Origin of the sequence: Algibacter sp. R77976, assembly GCF_044594645.1 — a bacterium.
In the GTDB taxonomy this organism is placed as follows: Bacteria; Bacteroidota; Bacteroidia; order Flavobacteriales; family Flavobacteriaceae; genus Algibacter_B.
The window spans coordinates 103,928-125,153 of the sequence record NZ_CP138989.1; the positions used below are offsets into that span (position 1 = coordinate 103,928).

The 21,226-nt window shown below is 36.8% G+C and carries 3 protein-coding genes; all 3 read right to left on the reverse strand.

What is annotated here, in order from left to right:
• Positions 1-40: 40 nt before the first annotated feature.
• The 3 genes from SJY43_RS00490 to SJY43_RS00500 are packed head-to-tail and all read right to left on the reverse strand — an operon-like array spanning position 41 to position 20,906.
• Positions 41-2,062 (reverse strand): OmpA family protein, encoded by a 2,022-nt coding sequence (locus SJY43_RS00490; RefSeq protein WP_396601899.1) that lies wholly within the window; start codon positions 2,060-2,062, stop codon positions 41-43.
• Between the two features lie 11 nt (positions 2,063-2,073).
• Positions 2,074-2,988 carry a type IX secretion system membrane protein PorP/SprF gene (locus tag SJY43_RS00495; protein ID WP_396601900.1) on the reverse strand — a complete coding sequence of 305 codons (915 nt, stop codon included), beginning with the start codon at positions 2,986-2,988 and terminating at the stop codon, positions 2,074-2,076.
• A gap of 44 nt (positions 2,989-3,032) precedes the next feature.
• A complete protein-coding gene (locus tag SJY43_RS00500; RefSeq protein ID WP_396601901.1) occupies positions 3,033-20,906 on the reverse strand; it encodes an Ig-like domain-containing protein in 17,874 nt (5,957 codons plus the stop codon).
• Positions 20,907-21,226 lie beyond the last annotated feature (320 nt).

The following is a 21,226-nucleotide window of genomic DNA, read 5'->3' on the forward strand; positions in this document are numbered from 1 at the left end:
AGCATGGTAAGTTATAATCACGCTTACATATTTAGGTATTCTACATTTTCACAATTATGAATTCGGACCTTCTGTTAAGCTGATGTTCTGCTTCTGTGCAACTTACACCATTTTTACAATGATTTATTAAACGTGATTCTCCAAAACCTTCTGCGCTTTCTATTCTACTAGCATCAATTCCTTGACTAACTATATAATCTCGTGTAGATTTAGCTCTTCTATCAGATAAGCTTAAATTATACGCATCACTATTTCTAACATCTGTATGCGATTCTATTTTTATAACCATTTTAGGATATTGTGCCATTAATAACACAATTTTGTTCAACTCAATTGAAGCATCATTTCTAATAAAAGACTTATCCAAATCAAAATAAATAATGCCTATTTTTATTTTAAGTACGCCCTTTTCTTCAACTATTAATTTATTTAGAGTCTCAAGACCTAAAGCAACAACAGTTTCTCCATTTTCGTTTAATGTTAACACAGGTTTGTCTTTAGTTTCGTAGCCTGTTTTTGCTGCTTCCACTTTAAATTTAGTAGCGCAATTTAATGTTGTATTAAATTTATAAGCACCCGCTATATTTGTTGTTGTTGTTTCTAAGGCTTTACCTGTTTCAGAAAACAAAGTCATCTTCACATCTGAAATGCGCTCTCCTGTAATCGAATTTGAAACATAACCTCTAATTAATTGCTCACATAAAACATCTTCTTTTGGTAAACGAACAAAAGAATAAATATCATCATCTCCTTTTCCTGTTAACCTGTTAGAACATACAAAACCTTTATTCTTTTCTTCATTTACAATAAAACCAAAGTCGTCTAACTCACTATTTAAAGGAGCCCCTAGATTAACTGGTTTTTGAAAGGTAGTATCTATAATTCGACTTTCGTAAACATCTAACCCTCCAAGACCTAAGTGGCCATCGGAAGCAAAATACAACGCATTATCTGTTATATATGGAAACATTTCACGTCCTGCAGTATTTACTTTCTCACCTAAATTTCTTGGCTTAGAATACCCTGTATAAGTACTGTCTTGAATTTGACTGTTTGTTTCATCATCTAAAATATCTACAACAAAAATATCTGTACCTCCAATTGAACCTGGCATATCCGAAACGAAATATAATAGTTTACCATCGCTACTTACAGTAGGATGTCCAACAGAATAATCTTCACTATTAAAAGGCAACTCTTTAACATTTTTCCATGTTGGTAAACTATCAGAATCTCTACCTAACTCTGCACTATAAAGTTTTAAATGATTTGTGCCTTTATCATCTCGCCCTAAATCGCCATTATAATTATTTCTTGTGAAATAGATTTTTGTTTCATCTGGAGAGAAAGCTAATGTAGCTTCATGATAACGTGTGTTTAATTTATTTGAAAAGGCTTTGATTAATTTTACATCAGATTCAATTTTATTGAGCTCTCCTAAATACATATTTAAAAAAGGTTGTTCATTCCAATGATAAATTCTAGTATGATAGTTTGATGAATCAACAGCCGATGAATACACTAACCTATCTTTATAATACATAGGTCCAAAATCTGAATATTTAGTATTTACCGCTACATTTTTTAATACAAATCTAGGCTCTATATCTAAAACATCTTCAACTGTTAAATTCTTTTGATCTAATAACTCAGATCTGTCATCCTTATTTTCAGTTCTTTTAGCAAACTCTTTCATCCATCGTTTTGCTTCTCTGTACTTTCCAATACCTTCTAATGCATGGGCATATCTAAAAATATATTCTGTATCTACATCAGAGTAAAAATCAGATATTAATTTATCATACCATATATAGGCATTTTCCATATCGGTATTAAAGAAATATGAATCGCCAGCACGCTTTAAAAGATTAACATAGGTTGAATCTTTAGTCGTATTTGATTCTATGTTTTTTCTTTCGAATTTACTAAGCTCTAATTCATACAAAACCGAAGCTTCTTTATACCACATTCTTTCAAAAAGTTTATCTGCTTTCTTATTTGAACTTTGAGAAAAAGAGAAACTTATTGTAAATAATAATAAAAGTGTAATTGTATTTTTCATGTAGTTCATTTTTAAAAGAAACGTGGAGATTTAAGTTGTTTTTCTCTAGATCTTAACTCAAAACGCAACATAATTTCGTGTGTTCCAGAATTAAAATTTTGTAATCTAGTTGTCGTAGCATCATACGCATAACCAACCATTAATTTTGGTCCTAGTTGTAAACCTATTAAACCACTTACAGAATCGTCCCAACGGTATGCAACACCTAATCTTAAAGTATCATCGAACATGAAATTAGCAGACAAATCTGCAATAATAGGAGCACCAATAACAAACTTTCCTAAAAAAGCTGGTTTAAACTGAACTCTTGGACTTAAATCAAACACTCTTCCTGCTATTAAAAAATAGTGTAAACGTTCTGCTGCAATAGCGTTCTGTACACCATCATAATGCTCGTCTGTTAAAAAATTTGGAACAGATAAACCGACATAACTATTATCGCTATGCCAATAAACCCCTGCTCCTACTGTTGGTAAAAACTTATTGTTTATGTTTTCAAATACACCTTCTGGCTCTTGAAAATTACCTTTTGTAAAATCAAGACTCAACATGCGCCCTCCACCTTTTACACCAAATGACAGACGACTATTATTATTTAAATTTAGGGTATATGAAAAATTTGCATCTAAGTAAAACTCGTCTGATGGCCCTAAACGATCATTAACTAAAACAACCCCTAGACCAACATTTTTACCTACCGGAGATTCTACACTAAACGATTGTGTTTCTGGAGCACCATCTAGACCAACCCATTGTGTTCTATGCAAACCAGTTACTGTTAAGTGGCCACGTGATCCTGCATATGCAGAATTCACGGTTAGCGTATTAAACATATAATCTGTATACTGTGGGTCTTGCTGGGCATAACTATTATGAAATGCCAGCACTAATACCAGACCAAATACTATTTTTAATTTTAAATTCATCTCTAAATTTTTATATTTTAGGTATATCCTGTTTTATAAATCTATTATCTCACTATATATAACCAACCTGCTCTTGGTTCTGTTCCATCACCTAGGTCTAAGATATAATAGTAGGTTCCTACCGGTAATTTTTCGTTTTTGTTTACAACAGCTCTTCCGTTAGATACACCATCAAAAGTATTATCGTAACCTTCTTTTACATAAACTACATTACCCCATCTGTTATAGATTTCTAGTTTATTATCTGGGTAATTGTTTATACAATCAATATAGAAGAATTCGTTTTTACCATTTCCGTTAGGAGAAAATTCATTATAAATTTTCAAACATTCAGGAGCAATAGTTGCATCATCTGTATCATTACTTTCATTTGAATCTATTTGATCTGTGAAACCAAGTGAAGCCGTATTTACATAATCATTGATATCTAAAACTTCAACAGTAATATTTAATGTTTCTGTTACTCCAGCTGAAACTAATGGGATATTCCATAAACCTGAAACGGCATTATATGTTCCTGAAGAAGCTACATAAGATACAAACTCATATCCGCTAGGTAATAAGTCTATAATTTCTACTGTAGTAGCATCAATACCACCTAAGTTGTTTGCTCCAATCGTAAACACTACCGTTTCTCCTATTGATGGGTTTGAGTTATCAACAGTTTTTGTTACTGCAATATCTACAATTGGTGTGTTAATGAATGTACTATCTTCATCATCTTCACTTTGATCGCCATCATCATTATCTGGTGTACTATTAGGGTCAAATTGATCACTACCCGTAATTTGAGCAATGTTTAAATATTCTCCACCTTGTAAGGTTGGCATATTAACTGTCGCGTCGTAAGTAATGGTTAACCCTGTTAAAGGTACATTTAAACCAGACCATGTAATAATATTACCTAGAAGCTCACCGCCATCACTAATATTAGTAATGTTACTGTAACCTATTGGTAAAACATCTTCTAATGAAACACCTGTTGCTGCATTAGCTCCTGCATTATCTATTTGAAGTGTGAATGTTACAACATCACCAACATTAGCGTTCATGTTACTCACAGACTTAGTTAAACTTAAATCTGCTGTTTCTGTCATAATCAAGATACCATCTTCATCATCCTCACTTTGATCACCGTCATCATTATCTGGCGTACTGTTTGGATCCATCACATCACTTGCACTAATTTCTGCAACGTTATAATACTCTCCAGCAGTTCCTGTTGGCTCATTAACTATAACATCAACAAATAAACTTTGAGAACTTCCGTTAGGAACTGTTCCTACTGTCCATAATCCAGTTACTTCATTATAAATTCCAGAAGTTGCGCTAAATCTCACAAAATCAAATCCTGTAGGTAATAAATCCATTACCTCTACGCCTGTAGCTGCATCTGGACCTGCATTATCAACTGTGATTTGGAATGTGATTTCATCACCAACATTTGGCATAATTTCATTATCTACAACTGTTTTGCTTACAGATAAATCTGCCATGGCATCTACAGGAGTAACTAACACATTATCTTCATCATCTTCACTTTGATCGCCGTCATCGTTATTTGGTGTAGAATCATTATCTGAAACATCCGACCCTGTAATTTGAGCAATGTTTAAATAATCTCCTGCGCCATTTACTAAGGCATCTATTAATAACGTTTCAGTACCTCCGTTTGCAATAGTACCAACATTCCAGACTCCCGTTGTTTCATTATAAGTTCCTGATGTAGAACTAAACAATACAAAATCAAATCCTGACGGTAATAAGTCGGTTACTTCAACTCCTGTTGCATCCTGAGGACCATCGTTAGTTACGGTTATTACAAATGTAATTTCCGATCCTACTAAAGGAGAAGTATCTCCATCAACAACATCTTTAGTTAAAGATAAATCTGCAACTGATATTACTGGTGTTACAATAGCGTTATCCTCATCATCTTCACTTTGGTCGCCATCATCATTATTTGGTGTTGAATCTGCGTCTACTATATCAGATGCTGTTACTTGTGCAATATTCAGGTAATCTCCTGAAGCATTAACAAGAACATCTATCAATAATGTTTCTGATTCGCCATTAGCAATTCCACCTATGTTCCAAACTCCTGTTGATTCGTTATATGCTCCAGATGTTGAACTGAATAACACGAAATCATATCCTGTTGGTAATAAATCGGTTACTTCAACGCCTGTTGCATCTTCTGGACCATCATTAGTTACTGTAATTTGGAATGTAATTTCTGAACCAACTAATGGTGTTACATCGCCGTCAACTACTGTTTTTACTAATGAAAGGTCTGAAACAGATTCTATTGGTGTTACAATAGCATTAGCTTCATCATCTTCACTTTGATTACCATCATCGTTATTTGGTACAGAATCTGCATCAAATACATCTGAAGCTACTACTTCAGTAACATTTAAATAATCTCCAGTTTCATTTACTAAAACATCAATTAATAACGTTTCAGACTCACCAGATAACACAGTACCTAATGACCATAATCCTGTTGCCTCATCATATGTTCCTGATGTAGAACTATACAATACAAAGTCATATCCAGATGGTAATAAATCCATCACTTCTACTCCTGTTGCATCTTGAGGGCCATCATTAAACACTCGTATTTCGAATGTTATTTCAGAACCTATTAATGGTGTTACATCTCCATCTACAACTATTTTAGTTAAAGATAAGTCAGCTTGTGCTGGTGCTATAGTCAATGTATCTTCATCATCATCATCGCCATTGCCATCACCATCTTCATCAACAGTATTATCGGTTGTTGGATCACTATCTGGATCGTATTGATCACTTGCTGTAATCTGAGTACTGTTTGTATAGCTTACGCCTACACCTGGTGCATTTACCGTGGCTTCATAAGTCAACTCTAATGTGCCATTATTAGATGGTACGCTTAAAGCTGTCCAGCTCGCCGTATTGCCCGTCGCTGTTCCGCCATTGTTTACTGTGCCTAAGGTATATCCGTTTGGTAAAATATCTTCTACAGCTACACCTGTCGCGGCATCTGGTCCTGCATTGGTAATGGTTAACGTGAACGTTACCGTATCCCCTACATTTGGACTGCTATTATCAACTGCTTTTGCAATGCTTAAATCTGATTGTTGGATGGTAATACCTACTATAGCTTCATCGTCGTCATCAATGCCATCATCATTATCATCTGTATCTGCTCCACTTGTTGGATCACTATCTGGATCAAACTGATCACTTGCTATAATCTCTACGCCATTGATATACTCATCGGCTGCGCCTGTTGGGGCTTCTACCGTAGCATCAAATGTTAAGCTTAATGTATCTGTCCCTAATGGTACACTTAAACCTGTCCAATCTACTTGATTAGCTGCTGTCTCTGTACCAGAATCGCTTATGTTCGTTACGCCACTATATCCTACTGGTAAGATATCTTGAACTGATACGCCTGTTGCTGCTGTTGAACCTGAATTACTTAATGTAATGGTAAAGGTTACAACATCGCCTACATTTGGATTTGGATCACTTACCGCTTTTGAGATACTTAAATCTGAAGTTTGTGGGATAACTGTAAAGCCATCTTCATCATCTTCACTTTGATCGCCATCATCATTACCTGGTTCACTCGTTGGATCAAATTGATCACTTCCGGTTACTTCGGCAACATTACTATACTCGCCTGCTATTCCCGTTGGGGCATTAACCGTTACCGCATAACTTAATGTGATACTTGTACCACTTGAAATACTTAAACCACTCCAATCGATTTGGTTTCCTGTAGCCATACCGCCATTGTCGATACTACCTCCTGTTATGGTATAACCTGATGGTACCATATCGCTTGCACTTACTCCTGTAGCTGCATCTGGACCATTGTTGCTTATAACAATCTCGAAGATTACTGTATCTCCTACATTTGGTGTTGCACTACTTGTTGCACTTATACCTTTAGCTAATGCTAAATCGGCTTGCGCTGGTACTACAATCTCATCATCTTGATCATCTTCTGTTAATACATCATTATCTGGTGTACTATCTGGATCAAACTGATCGCTTCCGGTTACTTCGGCTATGTTTCTATATTCATCGGCTGCTCCTGTTGGCGCATTTACCGTCACTTGGTAAGTGACTACTGTGCCTGTTAATGGTACTGTTAAACCTTCCCAAGTAATTGTGGTATCGCCGGCATTGAAGACACCGCCATTATCTATACTACCAGATACTAAACTGTAACCTATTGGTAAGATATCATCTATACTTACGCCGGTAGCTGCTACTGTTCCTCCATTACTTAGTGCTACGCTAAAGGTTAATACATCACCTACGTTTACTGGAGCGCCATTGTTATCAACTACTGTTTTATCTAATGCTAGATCTACAGTTTGTGGAACAACTACAAAGGTATCTTCATCATCGTCATCACCGCCTGTGGTTGGATCATTATCGCCATCGGCATTGTCTTCATCTACGGTAGCATCAGTCGTTGGATCACTATCTGGATCAAACTGATCGCTGCCTGTAATCTGAACACTATTTAAATATTCATCTAATGCGCCTGTTGGAGCATTCACTTCTGCCTCATAGGTTACTGTAATACTACCCATAGATGGTACACTTAAACCTGTCCAAGTGGCTGTATTACCTAATCCTGTTCCTGCATTGTTAACCGTTCCTAAAGTGTAACCTACAGATAACACATCTTCTACTGATACGCCAGTAGCCTCATCTGGGCCTTCATTAGTTATCACTAATTCAAACACGATTGTATCCCCTACATTTGGTGTTGCACTTCCTGAGGCTATACCTTTTGCAATACTTAAATCGGCTGCTGCTGGTACGATGGTCAATGTATCTTCATCATCATCATCGCCATTGCCATCACCATCTTCATCAACAGTATTATCGGTTGTTGGATCACTATCTGGATCGTATTGATCACTTGCTGTAATCTGAGTACTGTTTGTATAGCTTACGCCTACACCTGGTGCATTTACCGTGGCTTCATAAGTCAACTCTAATGTGCCATTATTAGATGGTACGCTTAAAGCTGTCCAGCTCGCCGTATTGCCCGTCGCTGTTCCGCCATTGTTTACTGTGCCTAAGGTATATCCGTTTGGTAAAATATCTTCTATAGCTACACCTGTCGCGGCATCTGGCCCTGCATTGGTGATGGTTAACGTGAACGTTACCGTATCCCCTACATTTGGACTGCTATTATCAACTGCTTTTGCAATGCTTAAATCTGATTGTTGGATGGTAATACCTACTATAGCTTCATCGTCATCATCAATGCCATCATCATTATCATCTGTATCTGCTCCACTTGTTGGATCACTATCTGGATCAAACTGATCACTTGCTATAATCTCTACGCCATTGATATACTCATCGGCTGCGCCTGTTGGGGCTTCTACCGTAGCATCAAATGTTAAGCTTAATGTATCTGTCCCTAATGGTACACTTAAACCTGTCCAATCTACTTGATTAGTTGCTGTTTCTGTACCAGAATCGCTTATGTTTGTTACGCCACTATATCCTACTGGTAAGATATCTTGAACTGATACGCCTGTTGCTGCTGTTGAACCTGAATTACTTAATGTAATGGTAAAGGTTACAACATCGCCTACATTTGGATTTGGATCACTTACCGCTTTTGAGATACTTAAATCTGAAGTTTGTGGGATAACTGTAAAGCCATCTTCATCATCTTCACTTTGATCGCCATCATCATTACCTGGTTCACTCGTTGGATCAAATTGATCACTTCCGGTTACTTCGGCAACATTACTATACTCGCCTGCTATTCCCGTTGGGGCATTAACCGTTACCGCATAACTTAATGTGATACTTGTACCACTTGAGATACTTAAACCACTCCAATCGATTTGGTTTCCTGTAGCCATACCGCCATTGTCGATACTACCTCCTGTTATGGTATAACCTGATGGTACCATATCGCTTGCACTTACTCCTGTAGCTGCATCTGGACCATTGTTGCTTATAACAATCTCGAAGATTACTGTATCTCCTACATTTGGTGTTGCACTACTTGTTGCACTTATACCTTTAGCTAATGCTAAATCGGCTTGCGCTGGTACTACAATCTCATCATCTTGATCATCTTCTGTTAATACATCATTATCTGGTGTACTATCTGGATCAAACTGATCGCTTCCGGTTACTTCGGCTATGTTTCTATATTCATCGGCTGCTCCTGTTGGCGCATTTACCGTCACTTGGTAAGTGACTACTGTGCCTGTTAATGGTACTGTTAAACCTTCCCAAGTAATTGTGGTATCGCCGGCATTGAAGACACCGCCATTATCTATACTACCAGATACTAAACTGTAACCTATTGGTAAGATATCATCTATACTTACGCCGGTAGCTGCTACTGTTCCTCCATTACTTAGTGCTACGCTAAAGGTTAATACATCACCTACGTTTACTGGAGCGCCATTGTTATCAACTACTGTTTTATCTAATGCTAGATCTACAGTTTGTGGAACAACTACAAAGGTATCTTCATCATCGTCATCACCGCCTGTGGTTGGATCATTATCGCCATCGGCATTGTCTTCATCTACGGTAGCATCTGTCGTTGGATCACTATCTGGATCAAACTGATCGCTGCCTGTAATCTGAACACTATTTAAATATTCATCTAATGCGCCTGTTGGAGCATTCACTTCTGCCTCATAGGTTACTGTAATACTACCCATAGATGGTACACTTAAACCTGTCCAAGTGGCTGTATTACCTAATCCTGTTCCTGCATTGTTAACCGTTCCTAAAGTGTAACCTACAGATAACACATCTTCTACTGATACGCCAGTAGCCTCATCTGGGCCTTCATTAGTTATCACTAATTCAAACACGATTGTATCCCCTACATTTGGTGTTGCACTTCCTGAGGCTATACCTTTTGCAATACTTAAATCGGCTGCTGCTGGTACGATGGTCAATGTATCTTCATCATCATCATCGCCATTGCCATCACCATCTTCATCAACAGTATTATCGGTTGTTGGATCACTATCTGGATCGTATTGATCACTTGCTGTAATCTGAGTACTGTTTGTATAGCTTACGCCTACACCTGGTGCATTTACCGTGGCTTCATAAGTCAACTCTAATGTGCCATTATTAGATGGTACGCTTAAAGCTGTCCAGCTCGCCGTATTGCCCGTCGCTGTTCCGCCATTGTTTACTGTGCCTAAGGTATATCCGTTTGGTAAAATATCTTCTATAGCTACACCTGTCGCGGCATCTGGTCCTGCATTGGTGATGGTTAACGTGAACGTTACCGTATCTCCTACATTTGGACTGCTATTATCAACTGCTTTTGCAATGCTTAAATCTGATTGTTGGATGGTAATACCTACTATAGCTTCATCGTCATCATCAATGCCATCATCATTATCATCTGTATCTGCTCCACTTGTTGGATCACTATCTGGATCAAACTGATCACTTGCTATAATCTCTACGCCATTGATATACTCATCGGCTGCGCCTGTTGGGGCTTCTACCGTAGCATCAAATGTTAAGCTTAATGTATCTGTCCCTAATGGTACACTTAAACCTGTCCAATCTACTTGATTAGCTGCTGTTTCTGTACCAGAATCGCTTATGTTCGTTACACCACTATATCCTACTGGTAAGATATCTTGAACTGATACGCCTGTTGCTGCTGTTGAACCTGAATTACTTAATGTAATGGTAAAGGTTACAACATCGCCTACATTTGGATTTGGATCACTTACCGCTTTTGAGATACTTAAATCTGAAGTTTGTGGGTTTATAGTAATATAAACTGTAGCTTGATCACAAGCTTGTGGTGTTCCATCATCACATACTTCATAGACAAAACTATCTGTCCCTACAAAGTCTGGATCTGGTGTGTAAGTAAACGTACCGTCAGGATTTAGTACCAATGTGCCGTTATCTACATCATCAACTGGTGTAGTGTTTACTGTTGGTACATCGCCTTCTGGATCAGTATCATTATCTAATACGCCGCCTGTGATATCCATATTTGGATTACCATTATAGGCATCATCATTAGCATAGGTATCGTTATCTGTTAAATCTAATGGGTCTACTGTTACTGTTACTGTGGCTGTATCGCATACTACTGGACTGCCATCATCACATATTTCATAAGTGAATGTATCCTCTCCTACAAATCCTGCATCTGGTGTATATGTAATCGTACCATCGGCATTCTCTACTACTGTTCCATTGGCTGGATCACTTGCTGAACCTGGTGTTACTGTAAATGCATTCCCTTCTGGATCGAAGTCATTTGATAATACAACAATGTCTACTGACTCGCCTGATTCGGTTGTTGCTATATCATTATTGGCTACGACTTCATTAATATCTGTATTTGGATCGGCTAATACTTCAATAGTTACCGTTGCTGTATCACAGGCTTGTGGTACACCGTCATCACAAATGGTATATGTAAAAGTATCCGTTCCTGTGAAGCCTGGTGCTGGAGTGTAAACATAATCCCCATTTGGACTCATCACTACCGTACCGCCATTGGTACTTAATTCATCGTAAGCTGTTACCGTTTGAGTATCATCTTCGTTATCCTCATCATTCGTTATTACGTTACCATCTACAGCTACATCTACAAACGTGTTGTTGATATCATCGATAGCATCGGTGTCATTAGCTGGGTTTATAGTAATATAAACTGTTGCTTGATCACAAGCTTGTGGTGTTCCATCATCACATACTTCATAGACAAAACTATCTGTCCCTACAAAGTCTGGATCTGGTGTGTAAGTAAACGTACCGTCAGGATTTAGTACCAATGTGCCGTTATCTACATCATCAACTGGTGTAGTGTTTACTGTTGGTACATCGCCTTCTGGATCAGTATCATTATCTAATACGCCGCCTGTGATATCCATATTTGGATTACCATTATAGGCATCATCATTAGCATAGGTATCGTTATCTGTTAAATCTAATGGGTCTACTGTTACTGTTACTGTGGCTGTATCGCATACTACTGGACTGCCATCATCACATATTTCATAAGTGAATGTATCCTCTCCTACAAATCCTGCATCTGGTGTATATGTAATCGTACCATCGGCATTCTCTACTACTGTTCCATTGGCTGGATCACTTGCTGAACCTGGTGTTACTGTAAATGCATTCCCTTCTGGATCGAAGTCATTTGATAATACAACGATGTCTACTGACTCGCCTGATTCGGTTGTTGCTATATCATTATTGGCTACGACTTCATTAATATCTGTATTTGGATCGGCTAATACTTCAATAGTTACCGTTGCTGTATCACAGGCTTGTGGTACACCGTCATCACAAATGGTATATGTAAAGGTATCCGTTCCTGTGAAGCCCGGTGCTGGAGTGTAAACATAATCTCCATTTGGACTCATCACTACCGTACCGCCATTGGTACTTAATTCATCGTAAGCTGTTACCGTTTGAGTATCATCTTCGTTATCCTCATCATTCGTTATTACGTTACCATCTACAGCTACATCTACAAACGTGTTGTTGATATCATCGATAGCATCGGTGTCATTAGCTGGGTTTATAGTAATATAAACTGTTGCTTGATCACAAGCTTGTGGTGTTCCATCATCACATACTTCATAGACAAAACTATCTGTCCCTACAAAGTCTGGATCTGGTGTGTAAGTAAACGTGCCGTCAGGGTTTAATACCAATGTGCCGTTATCTACATCATCAACTGGTGTAGTGTTTACTGTTGGTACATCGCCTTCTGGATCAGTATCATTATCTAATACGCCGCCTGTGATATCCATATTTGGATTACCATTATAGGCATCATCATTAGCATAGGTATCGTTATCTGTTAAATCTAATGGGTCTACTGTTACTGTTACTGTGGCTGTATCGCATACTACTGGACTGCCATCATCACATATTTCATAAGTGAATGTATCCTCTCCTACAAATCCTGCATCTGGTGTATATGTAATCGTACCATCGGCATTCTCTACTACTGTTCCATTGGCTGGATCACTTGCTGAACCTGGTGTTACTGTAAATGCATTCCCTTCTGGATCGAAGTCATTTGATAATACAACAATGTCTACTGACTCGCCTGATTCGGTTGTTGCTATATCATTATTGGCTACGACTTCATTAATATCTGTATTTGGATCGGCTAATACTTCAATAGTTACCGTTGCTGTATCACAGGCTTGTGGTACACCGTCATCACAAATGGTATATGTAAAGGTATCCGTTCCTGTGAAGCCCGGTGCTGGAGTGTAAACATAATCTCCATTTGGACTCATCACTACCGTACCGCCATTGGTACTTAATTCATCGTAAGCTGTTACCGTTTGAGTATCATCTTCGTTATCCTCATCATTCGTTATTACGTTACCATCTACAGCTACATCTACAAACGTGTTGTTGATATCATCGATAGCATCGGTACAGTTATTAATTATTACAATAGCTGTTGCTGATGAAATACATCCATCAATATTTGTCTCTGTTAATTCATATGTTCCTGCATCCAAACCAGAAAAATTAGTTCCTGTTTGCGCAGCTACTGCTGGATTAATTCCTGTTAAAGTATAAGTTGAAGTGCCTATTGTATTTGTTACACTAACACTTCCTACTTGTTGTAAACAAACATTATTAACTTGAGTAAAAGTTGGAGCATTTGGTGTTACTAATTGATCTGAAACTGTAAACGATGACGCTGCTGATGTACAAACTGGACTCGTTGAACTTCCTGAAGTTACCGTATAAGTTGTATCAAAACTATAACCACTTATTAATCCACTTCCATTAACACTCAATGCTGCATCACTAAATGTATACGTATTTCCTGATACGTAATTAGTTATTGTTGCTGTTCCTGCTGCTGCACATGTTGGTGCTACAACCGAAATAACTGGTGCATCTGGTGTTGCTAATTGATCTAATACCGTAAATGGTAATGATGCTGCCGATGTACAAACTGGACTAGACGTACTTCCTGAAGTGACTGTGTAAGCTGTACCATAAGTAAAGCCATCTATTTCTCCTAGTACATTTACGCTTAATGCTGCATCACTAAATGTATACGTATTACCAAATACATAGTTGGTAATTGTTGCTGTTCCTGCTGCTTCACATGTTGGTGCTACAACTGAAATGACTGGTGCATCTGGTGTTGCTAATTGATCTGAAACTGTAAACGATGACGCTGCTGATGTACAAACTGGACTCGTTGAACTTCCTGAAGTTACCGTATAAGTTGTATCAAAACTATAACCACTTATTAATCCACTTCCATTAACACTCAATGCTGCATCACTAAATGTATACGTATTTCCTGATACGTAATTAGTTATTGTTGCTGTTCCTGCTGCTGCACATGTTGGTGCTACAACCGAAATAACTGGTGCATCTGGTGTTGCTAATTGATCTAATACCGTAAATGGTAATGATGCTACTGATGTACAAACTGGACTAGACGTACTTCCTGAGGTGACTGTGTAAGCTGTACCATAAGTAAAGCCATCTATTTCTCCTAGTACATTTACGCTTAATGCTGCATCACTAAATGTATACGTATTACCAAATACATAGTTGGTAATTGTTGCTGTTCCTGCTGCTTCACATGTTGGTGCTACAACTGAAATGACTGGTGCATCTGGTGTTGCTAATTGATCTGAAACTGTAAACGATGACGCTGCTGATGTACAAACTGGACTCGTTGAACTTCCTGAAGTTACCGTATAAGTTGTATCAAAATTATAACCACTTATTAATCCACTTCCATTAACACTCAATGCTGCATCATTAAATGTATACGTATTTCCTGATACGTAATTAGTTATTGTAGCTGTTCCTGCTGCCGCACATGTTGGTGCTACAACCGAAATAACTGGTGCATTTGGTGTTGCTAATTGATCTAATACTGTAAACGATCCTGCTGCTGATGTACAAACTGGACTAGACGTACTTCCTGAAGTGACTGAATATGCAGCCCCATAGGTAAAGCCATTAATTTCTCCTAGTACATTAACGCTCAATGCCGCATCACTAAATGTATACGTATTACCAAAAACGTAGTTGGTAATGGTTGCCGTTCCTGCTGCTTCACATGTTGGTGCTACAACTGAAATAGCTGGTGTATCTGGAGACACTAATTGATCTAAAACTGTAAAAGGTTCTGAATCTTCAGATGTACAAAGCGGAATTGTTGTATTCCCAGAGTTGATTATGTATTCTGTTCCGTATACAAATCCACTAATAACTCCACTTCCATCAACATTTAAGCCTGATGGGTCTGAAGTATATATATTCCCAGAAACATAATTACTTATTGTTGCTGTTCCGGCAGCAGCACATGTTGGTGCTTGAACTACAATAGTTGGTGTAGCAGCACGATCTAATATTGTATATGGTATTGTTACAGCATCTGTTCTACAGCCTGTAACAGTATTTTCAACAGTTGCATATAAATTTCCTGTTCCGGCAGGAAACAATTCCGTTGAGTTCCAAATACCACTCGTGTTTGGAAGGTTTGCAGGTGTTGTTAACGCTGCATTTTTCCAAATTTTAATAATTTCATCACTTCCTAAAGTATTACCAAATGTAATTGACAAATATTCATCTGCACAAATATCTAACTCACTAGAATCTATAATAGGTTGTTCTATAAATGTTACTGTAACATCAACAGTATCTGTAGATGTACATCCTCCAGGACGAGTAATCTCTACTTGATATGTAAATGTAGTTGTAGCTGTTAAATCTGCCCCTCCATATACAAAGTTTGGCTGTGCTGTTGTTGGGTTATCAAGATATGTAATATCATCAGCTGGTGTTAAACCTGTCCATTCGTAAGTATAATCTGGGTTATTAGCAGAACCTAATGTTACACTACTACCATCATAATCCTCACAAACAGGTACATTTGATCCACCAACTCCAGTTAAAACACTTGGAGCCCCCATACTTACACTTGCTGGCAAACATATACAAGGGTTCTCATCAACCCGCATTACTAATAAAATATTACAAGCTTGTGTAGGCGTTGCAGTAAATTGAATACTTTCTGTAATTGAACCTCCAGCTGGAATTGCCGATGTAATAATATGACTGCCTAACTCTAAATCTCCAGCATCATAAACACCGTCTAGGTTAACGTCATAATAAGCTCCAATAGTAGCTGGTGCTGTTACATCAACATCTGATGTATTATCAATTGTAAAATCGGCAGTTATTAATTCATCTAAAACTGTTACTGTTCCTATTGCAGAATCTAAATTAATTTCAACAGCTGCTTTCTTAATGTCTAAATCTTCGTTAGAACTTCCCGTTGAAATTAAACTTGTCCCACAACTTACTCCTGCACAAATTGCTCCAGGATTTTGCTCTATATAGTTTGTAAAACTAACCAAAGCATTTTCTTCGCAATAACCTGCGTCAGGTACAATATCAAACTCAAATACTGTATTGTCACCTGTTGTTAAATTAGACGGGTATTGAATAATTAATTCATTTGCATTAAAGCTAAATAAAGTTACTTCATTTGCTCCTGTAGTAAGACTTACAAAAGTTCCACTCACATAAGTTACTCCTGTTGGCAATACAACTTTACCATAATCATTTGCTCCAGTTGGAGTCGTAATCTCATTAAATGTTGTTGATATATTTACTGTTTCTTGTGCAGAACAACCATCTATATGTGCCCCATCTACATTTAAAAAATCTGGTAAAGTAATTGTTGGCGTTGCATTATAAGGTGCAGTTAATCCATTCACTTCTACTCCATTTGATATAACCTTACTTCCATTTCCAACAACCGGTTCTCCACAAGTTTTATCTCCATTTATTATAAATGTTAATGGCGAGTTTGAAACATAGTCGCAAGTAGTTTGAAGTGTATAACGTACGTTTGCTGTTCTTAAATTAGCAGGTGCCCCTACCTCGCCAATACCGGGTATACCGCCATAAGGCACTCCTCCAGAATCAGCTAAGTCTGAATGTGTAATACCTACGGTATAGGTACTTGCAGCACCTACAACCGATGAAGTTACATCTTCCCAATCACCTGAGCCACCTGGATATTCAACTTCTACCAGAATAACATCTATTCCAGCTATACCGTTAAAAACAACAAGTGATGCAACTGGATCAGCAACTGTTCCAAATTGTGCGCTTAAATACTCCACCTCTACCTGAAATTGATCACACATATTAATAGCTGCGGAAGGTTGAGATGTTATATTTTGTTGAACTTGAGCATTAGCTGGCTGTAATGTCATTTGAATTGTTTCATCATAACAAACCGCAGTTAAGTTAGAATAATCTGCAGGGTAGCTATAACAATCGGAAGCCAAACTAAAGTTCATTGGAATGTCTGTACAACTATCATAAGTTGCTTTAATTCTAATGTTTTTTGACTCTGAAGCATTTAAACTTCCTATTTCGACATAGGAATCCCCGTTAACTTGTACAACATTTAGTGCCACCCCAGTTCCAGAGGTAATATCTTCTGCACCAGTAATAACAATATTTCCAACTTGAGGAACATAAAGCCAATTAAAAGCAACATCTCCTCCTGCATTACTAGTATTAACTATATTAACATCAAACTCTGCTTCTGGACCAAATCCAACAACTGTTGAACTCACTAAAGGCTGTAAAATAAATGTTGGTCTAGTATAATTTAGGTTTCCAGTATTTGTTATCGTAATTATTTCAGAATTATTAGAATATGCTAAATATTCTGATGTCGTTACAGCTGTTATCGCCGTTGAAGGTTCTAACTCACAATTAGACTGAACTTGAACTTGCCACCCATAAGCGACTGTTGCTCTCTGATCTGAGTTTTTATAGTTTCCTGCTGGTGTAACCGTAAACGTATTTCCTGACTGCGTCATAGCCAAATCCCCATTACTTAAGAAAAAAGAACCTTCAGTATTATTAGCTCGAACATCTAAAACCTCTATACCATCTGGAACCGTAAATTCCATTTGTTGAATTCTAGTTGTTGGTCTAAATTCACCAGTATGTAAATGTGTTGCATTTGCTCTTACATAATCATTTCTTAAATACACCCAAGGTTGCTCACAATATTCAAAAGCTGTAGTACTGGTATGATTTCTTAAAATATCTGGTCTATGGTATCCTACACTATCTCCCCAATCAAAACAGCTTATGTTTTCATTTGGAGTACCATCATTATCATTATCGTTTGCTATTCCAGATGTAGTACCTGGTAATGTTTCTGTTATTCTATATCTACCTCTAAAATTAGATAATATGTGATAGCCATAATTTGTATAAGCATCTGTTGCGAATTTATAAGTAAATTCTACATGGAAAGAATCACTATCATCCACAGTTCCAGAATCTAATTCTGAAATAACACCAGATAAGTCATAAACTAATGTATGATTTTCACCACTTGAAGATATTGTTGGAGCTGGAATTGCATATGTTGAAGTTGTAGCTGATGCATTTGAATCATCAGTAATAACAATTGTACCAGAAACAAATTCTATATCATTTGCACCAGATGTAAGTCCGTCAGTAATATATGTTTGAATAAAATATAAATTATCAGATGATAAATTACTCATAAAACCATCTGTTTCTACTTTCATCTCATCTCCTGCCAAATAAACATCTAATTCGTAACCACCTGAAGTTAAATCTACAGTTGAAGCCTCAGTATTATCAGTATAACCTGGTGTAATTCTATAAGCGTCAAACGATGTAATATTTGGCCCCGAACAAGGCGGATTACATGAATGCTCTATAATTGGTTCAAAAGGACCACAGTGTATAGATCTTGAAAAAACCTCTGCACCACCACCGGTGTCATATAATTTCAATTCTGTTTCATATGTTATATTAATTACTGATTGCACTCCACCTAATAACAATTCATCACAATCCATTATTAATGGAAAACGAGCGTAGTTTTCACCGTTTGCTCCTAAAACATAATACCTCTGTAAATCGGTAGAACTAAAGGTTATCGTATTTTTCACACCTGGTGTTGGAGTTACTCCATCTAAAGGGTCGTAACCTACTTCGGTTAAAACGAGACCAGGATCTGCACCGGGTGCCAAGGTAATTCCTCTTGGCACAGTAATAGTTACAAAAAACTCACTATCCATATTTGAATTTAATGCTGCATGACCATTATGCGTAAAATCTTGAATATCTAATGAAGGCGCAATAGCCACTTCAAAAGGGACAGCTTCCAAAATATCTGTATCTTGTTGAAATACCGTTGGGTTTGTACGATCTCTCATTATGTTTCCATAATTTAAATCAACCCCTTCCGTTGGTCTGGATACACCACATTGATCTTTTGTTAATGCATCAAAAAACACATGCTCCCATTGCATATAATGAGAGGTTCCTATTCCACAATTATCTCTTGGATTTAAATCGTAATCAAATTCAAATACAACGGTATCTCCTGGAGCAATATCATCAAAAAAACCGTCATTATCAATATCTGTTAAACCGCCAGCACCATCTATATCGGTATTATGTATATTAGGTAATAACCCAAAAGTATAACCAGAACCATAACCAGCCCGAGTTGCATTAGTGGTAGTTATATTGTCTGGAGTAAAGGCATTCCCTCCAATTGAAAAATTACTAACCCTTCTTGTATCATAATAATCAAAGGCATAGTAAATATTATCATTATAAGTAGTTGATTCATTTTGTCCATTAGACCCTAAACCTAAGTTAAACATAACATCCTGAGCCCAAGCTGCTGTACCAGCACCATTATTTGTTATAGAAAGAATAACATGATTGGTACCAGCAATATTATGTGGGTTTTGAGTTTCTACAATACTTAATAAAGGGCTATTTGCTCCAAACAAAACATTAGCAGCAACATCCCCCGAATCTTGACATTCCCATTTAGCTAAATGTGTTACTGAAGTATAATCACAAGCATCAAGTTCAAAACTTTCAGAAAAAATCAATGTTTCTGAACCTTCAAAAATTCCATCTCCATTCTCTCCATTATCAACGCCTCCATTTGTGGTATCTAATCCAAAAAAAGGAGCTTGAGTTAAATCATAATCAAACACATATTCTGTAGTTGTTGCAGTTGGGTTAGATGTTGAAGTTGGAGTTAATTCTATTGTTTGATAATAAAACTTATAATCTACAATATTATCACCAATTGTAACAATATGTTGTCCCTCAGTAACACCTGAATTTCCCCCGTTAATTACAGAAATATCTCTTGTATGCAAATTACCACCTCCAACTATTCCATTCACAGGATCAATAGTTGCTATAGAAAACGCTGCAGATAACAAATTGTATGTACCAATATTAGGATCTATATCTTCGGCAGTTCTAGTTACAGTAGAATTAGTATATTGGAAATTTGAAACATTATCTTTAAAAGTACCCATTAGGTCTTCTTTAAAAGTTACAGCTTCACATTCTGCAGTTCTATTAAATGTAAAAACCACTTCATCATTCACTCCCCAAGAATCACTAGCACCACTATCTCTGTAAATAGTAAATATTGGCTGGTTAAAATCGGTGGTTAAAGCATCATCAATCACATATACATTCCCTGTTGTAGATGATTGACTAAAAATAGCTACCGTATTATCTGTATAAATAATTCCATCTGGTAACTGAAAAGTAATAACAACATTTGCTAACGGCTGGATTCCTGGATCTTTTAAAGCCATTACAGAGATTTCATTATTTGATCCTACAGCATTTAATGCCTCGACATCTTCAGCACCATTATAGGTTACAACAAAGTCTCCATTTGCATCAAGAGTTTGAGAAAAAACAGAAATTAAGGAAAACAGAAAAAAGGATAAAAACAAAACTATGTTTTTTCCTTTTTTTAAATTAATCTTATCAAATTTTAAGCATTGTAATTTTGATTTCATATACACTATAATTAGGCCATTGTTATTTTAGGGAAAGTTTTTACTATTCTACTTTCATTAATATTTTGTACTCTAATTGAAAATTTTTTTGAAGTTATTTTCTTTTCAAACAAAGCATTAATATTTTAAGCACAAAAATAAAGTTGGTTTATAGATTTTTGTGTCTCAAAAAAACACAAAATGTAGCTCAAAACAGACATTTTGTATTATTTTTACGTTGTAATGATAATTATCCTCGATAAAAAACATTTTTTTGTAATCTATAATTTACATAAAATTAACTATTAAATTAGGTTCTTTTTTAAAATAAATGGTTAATT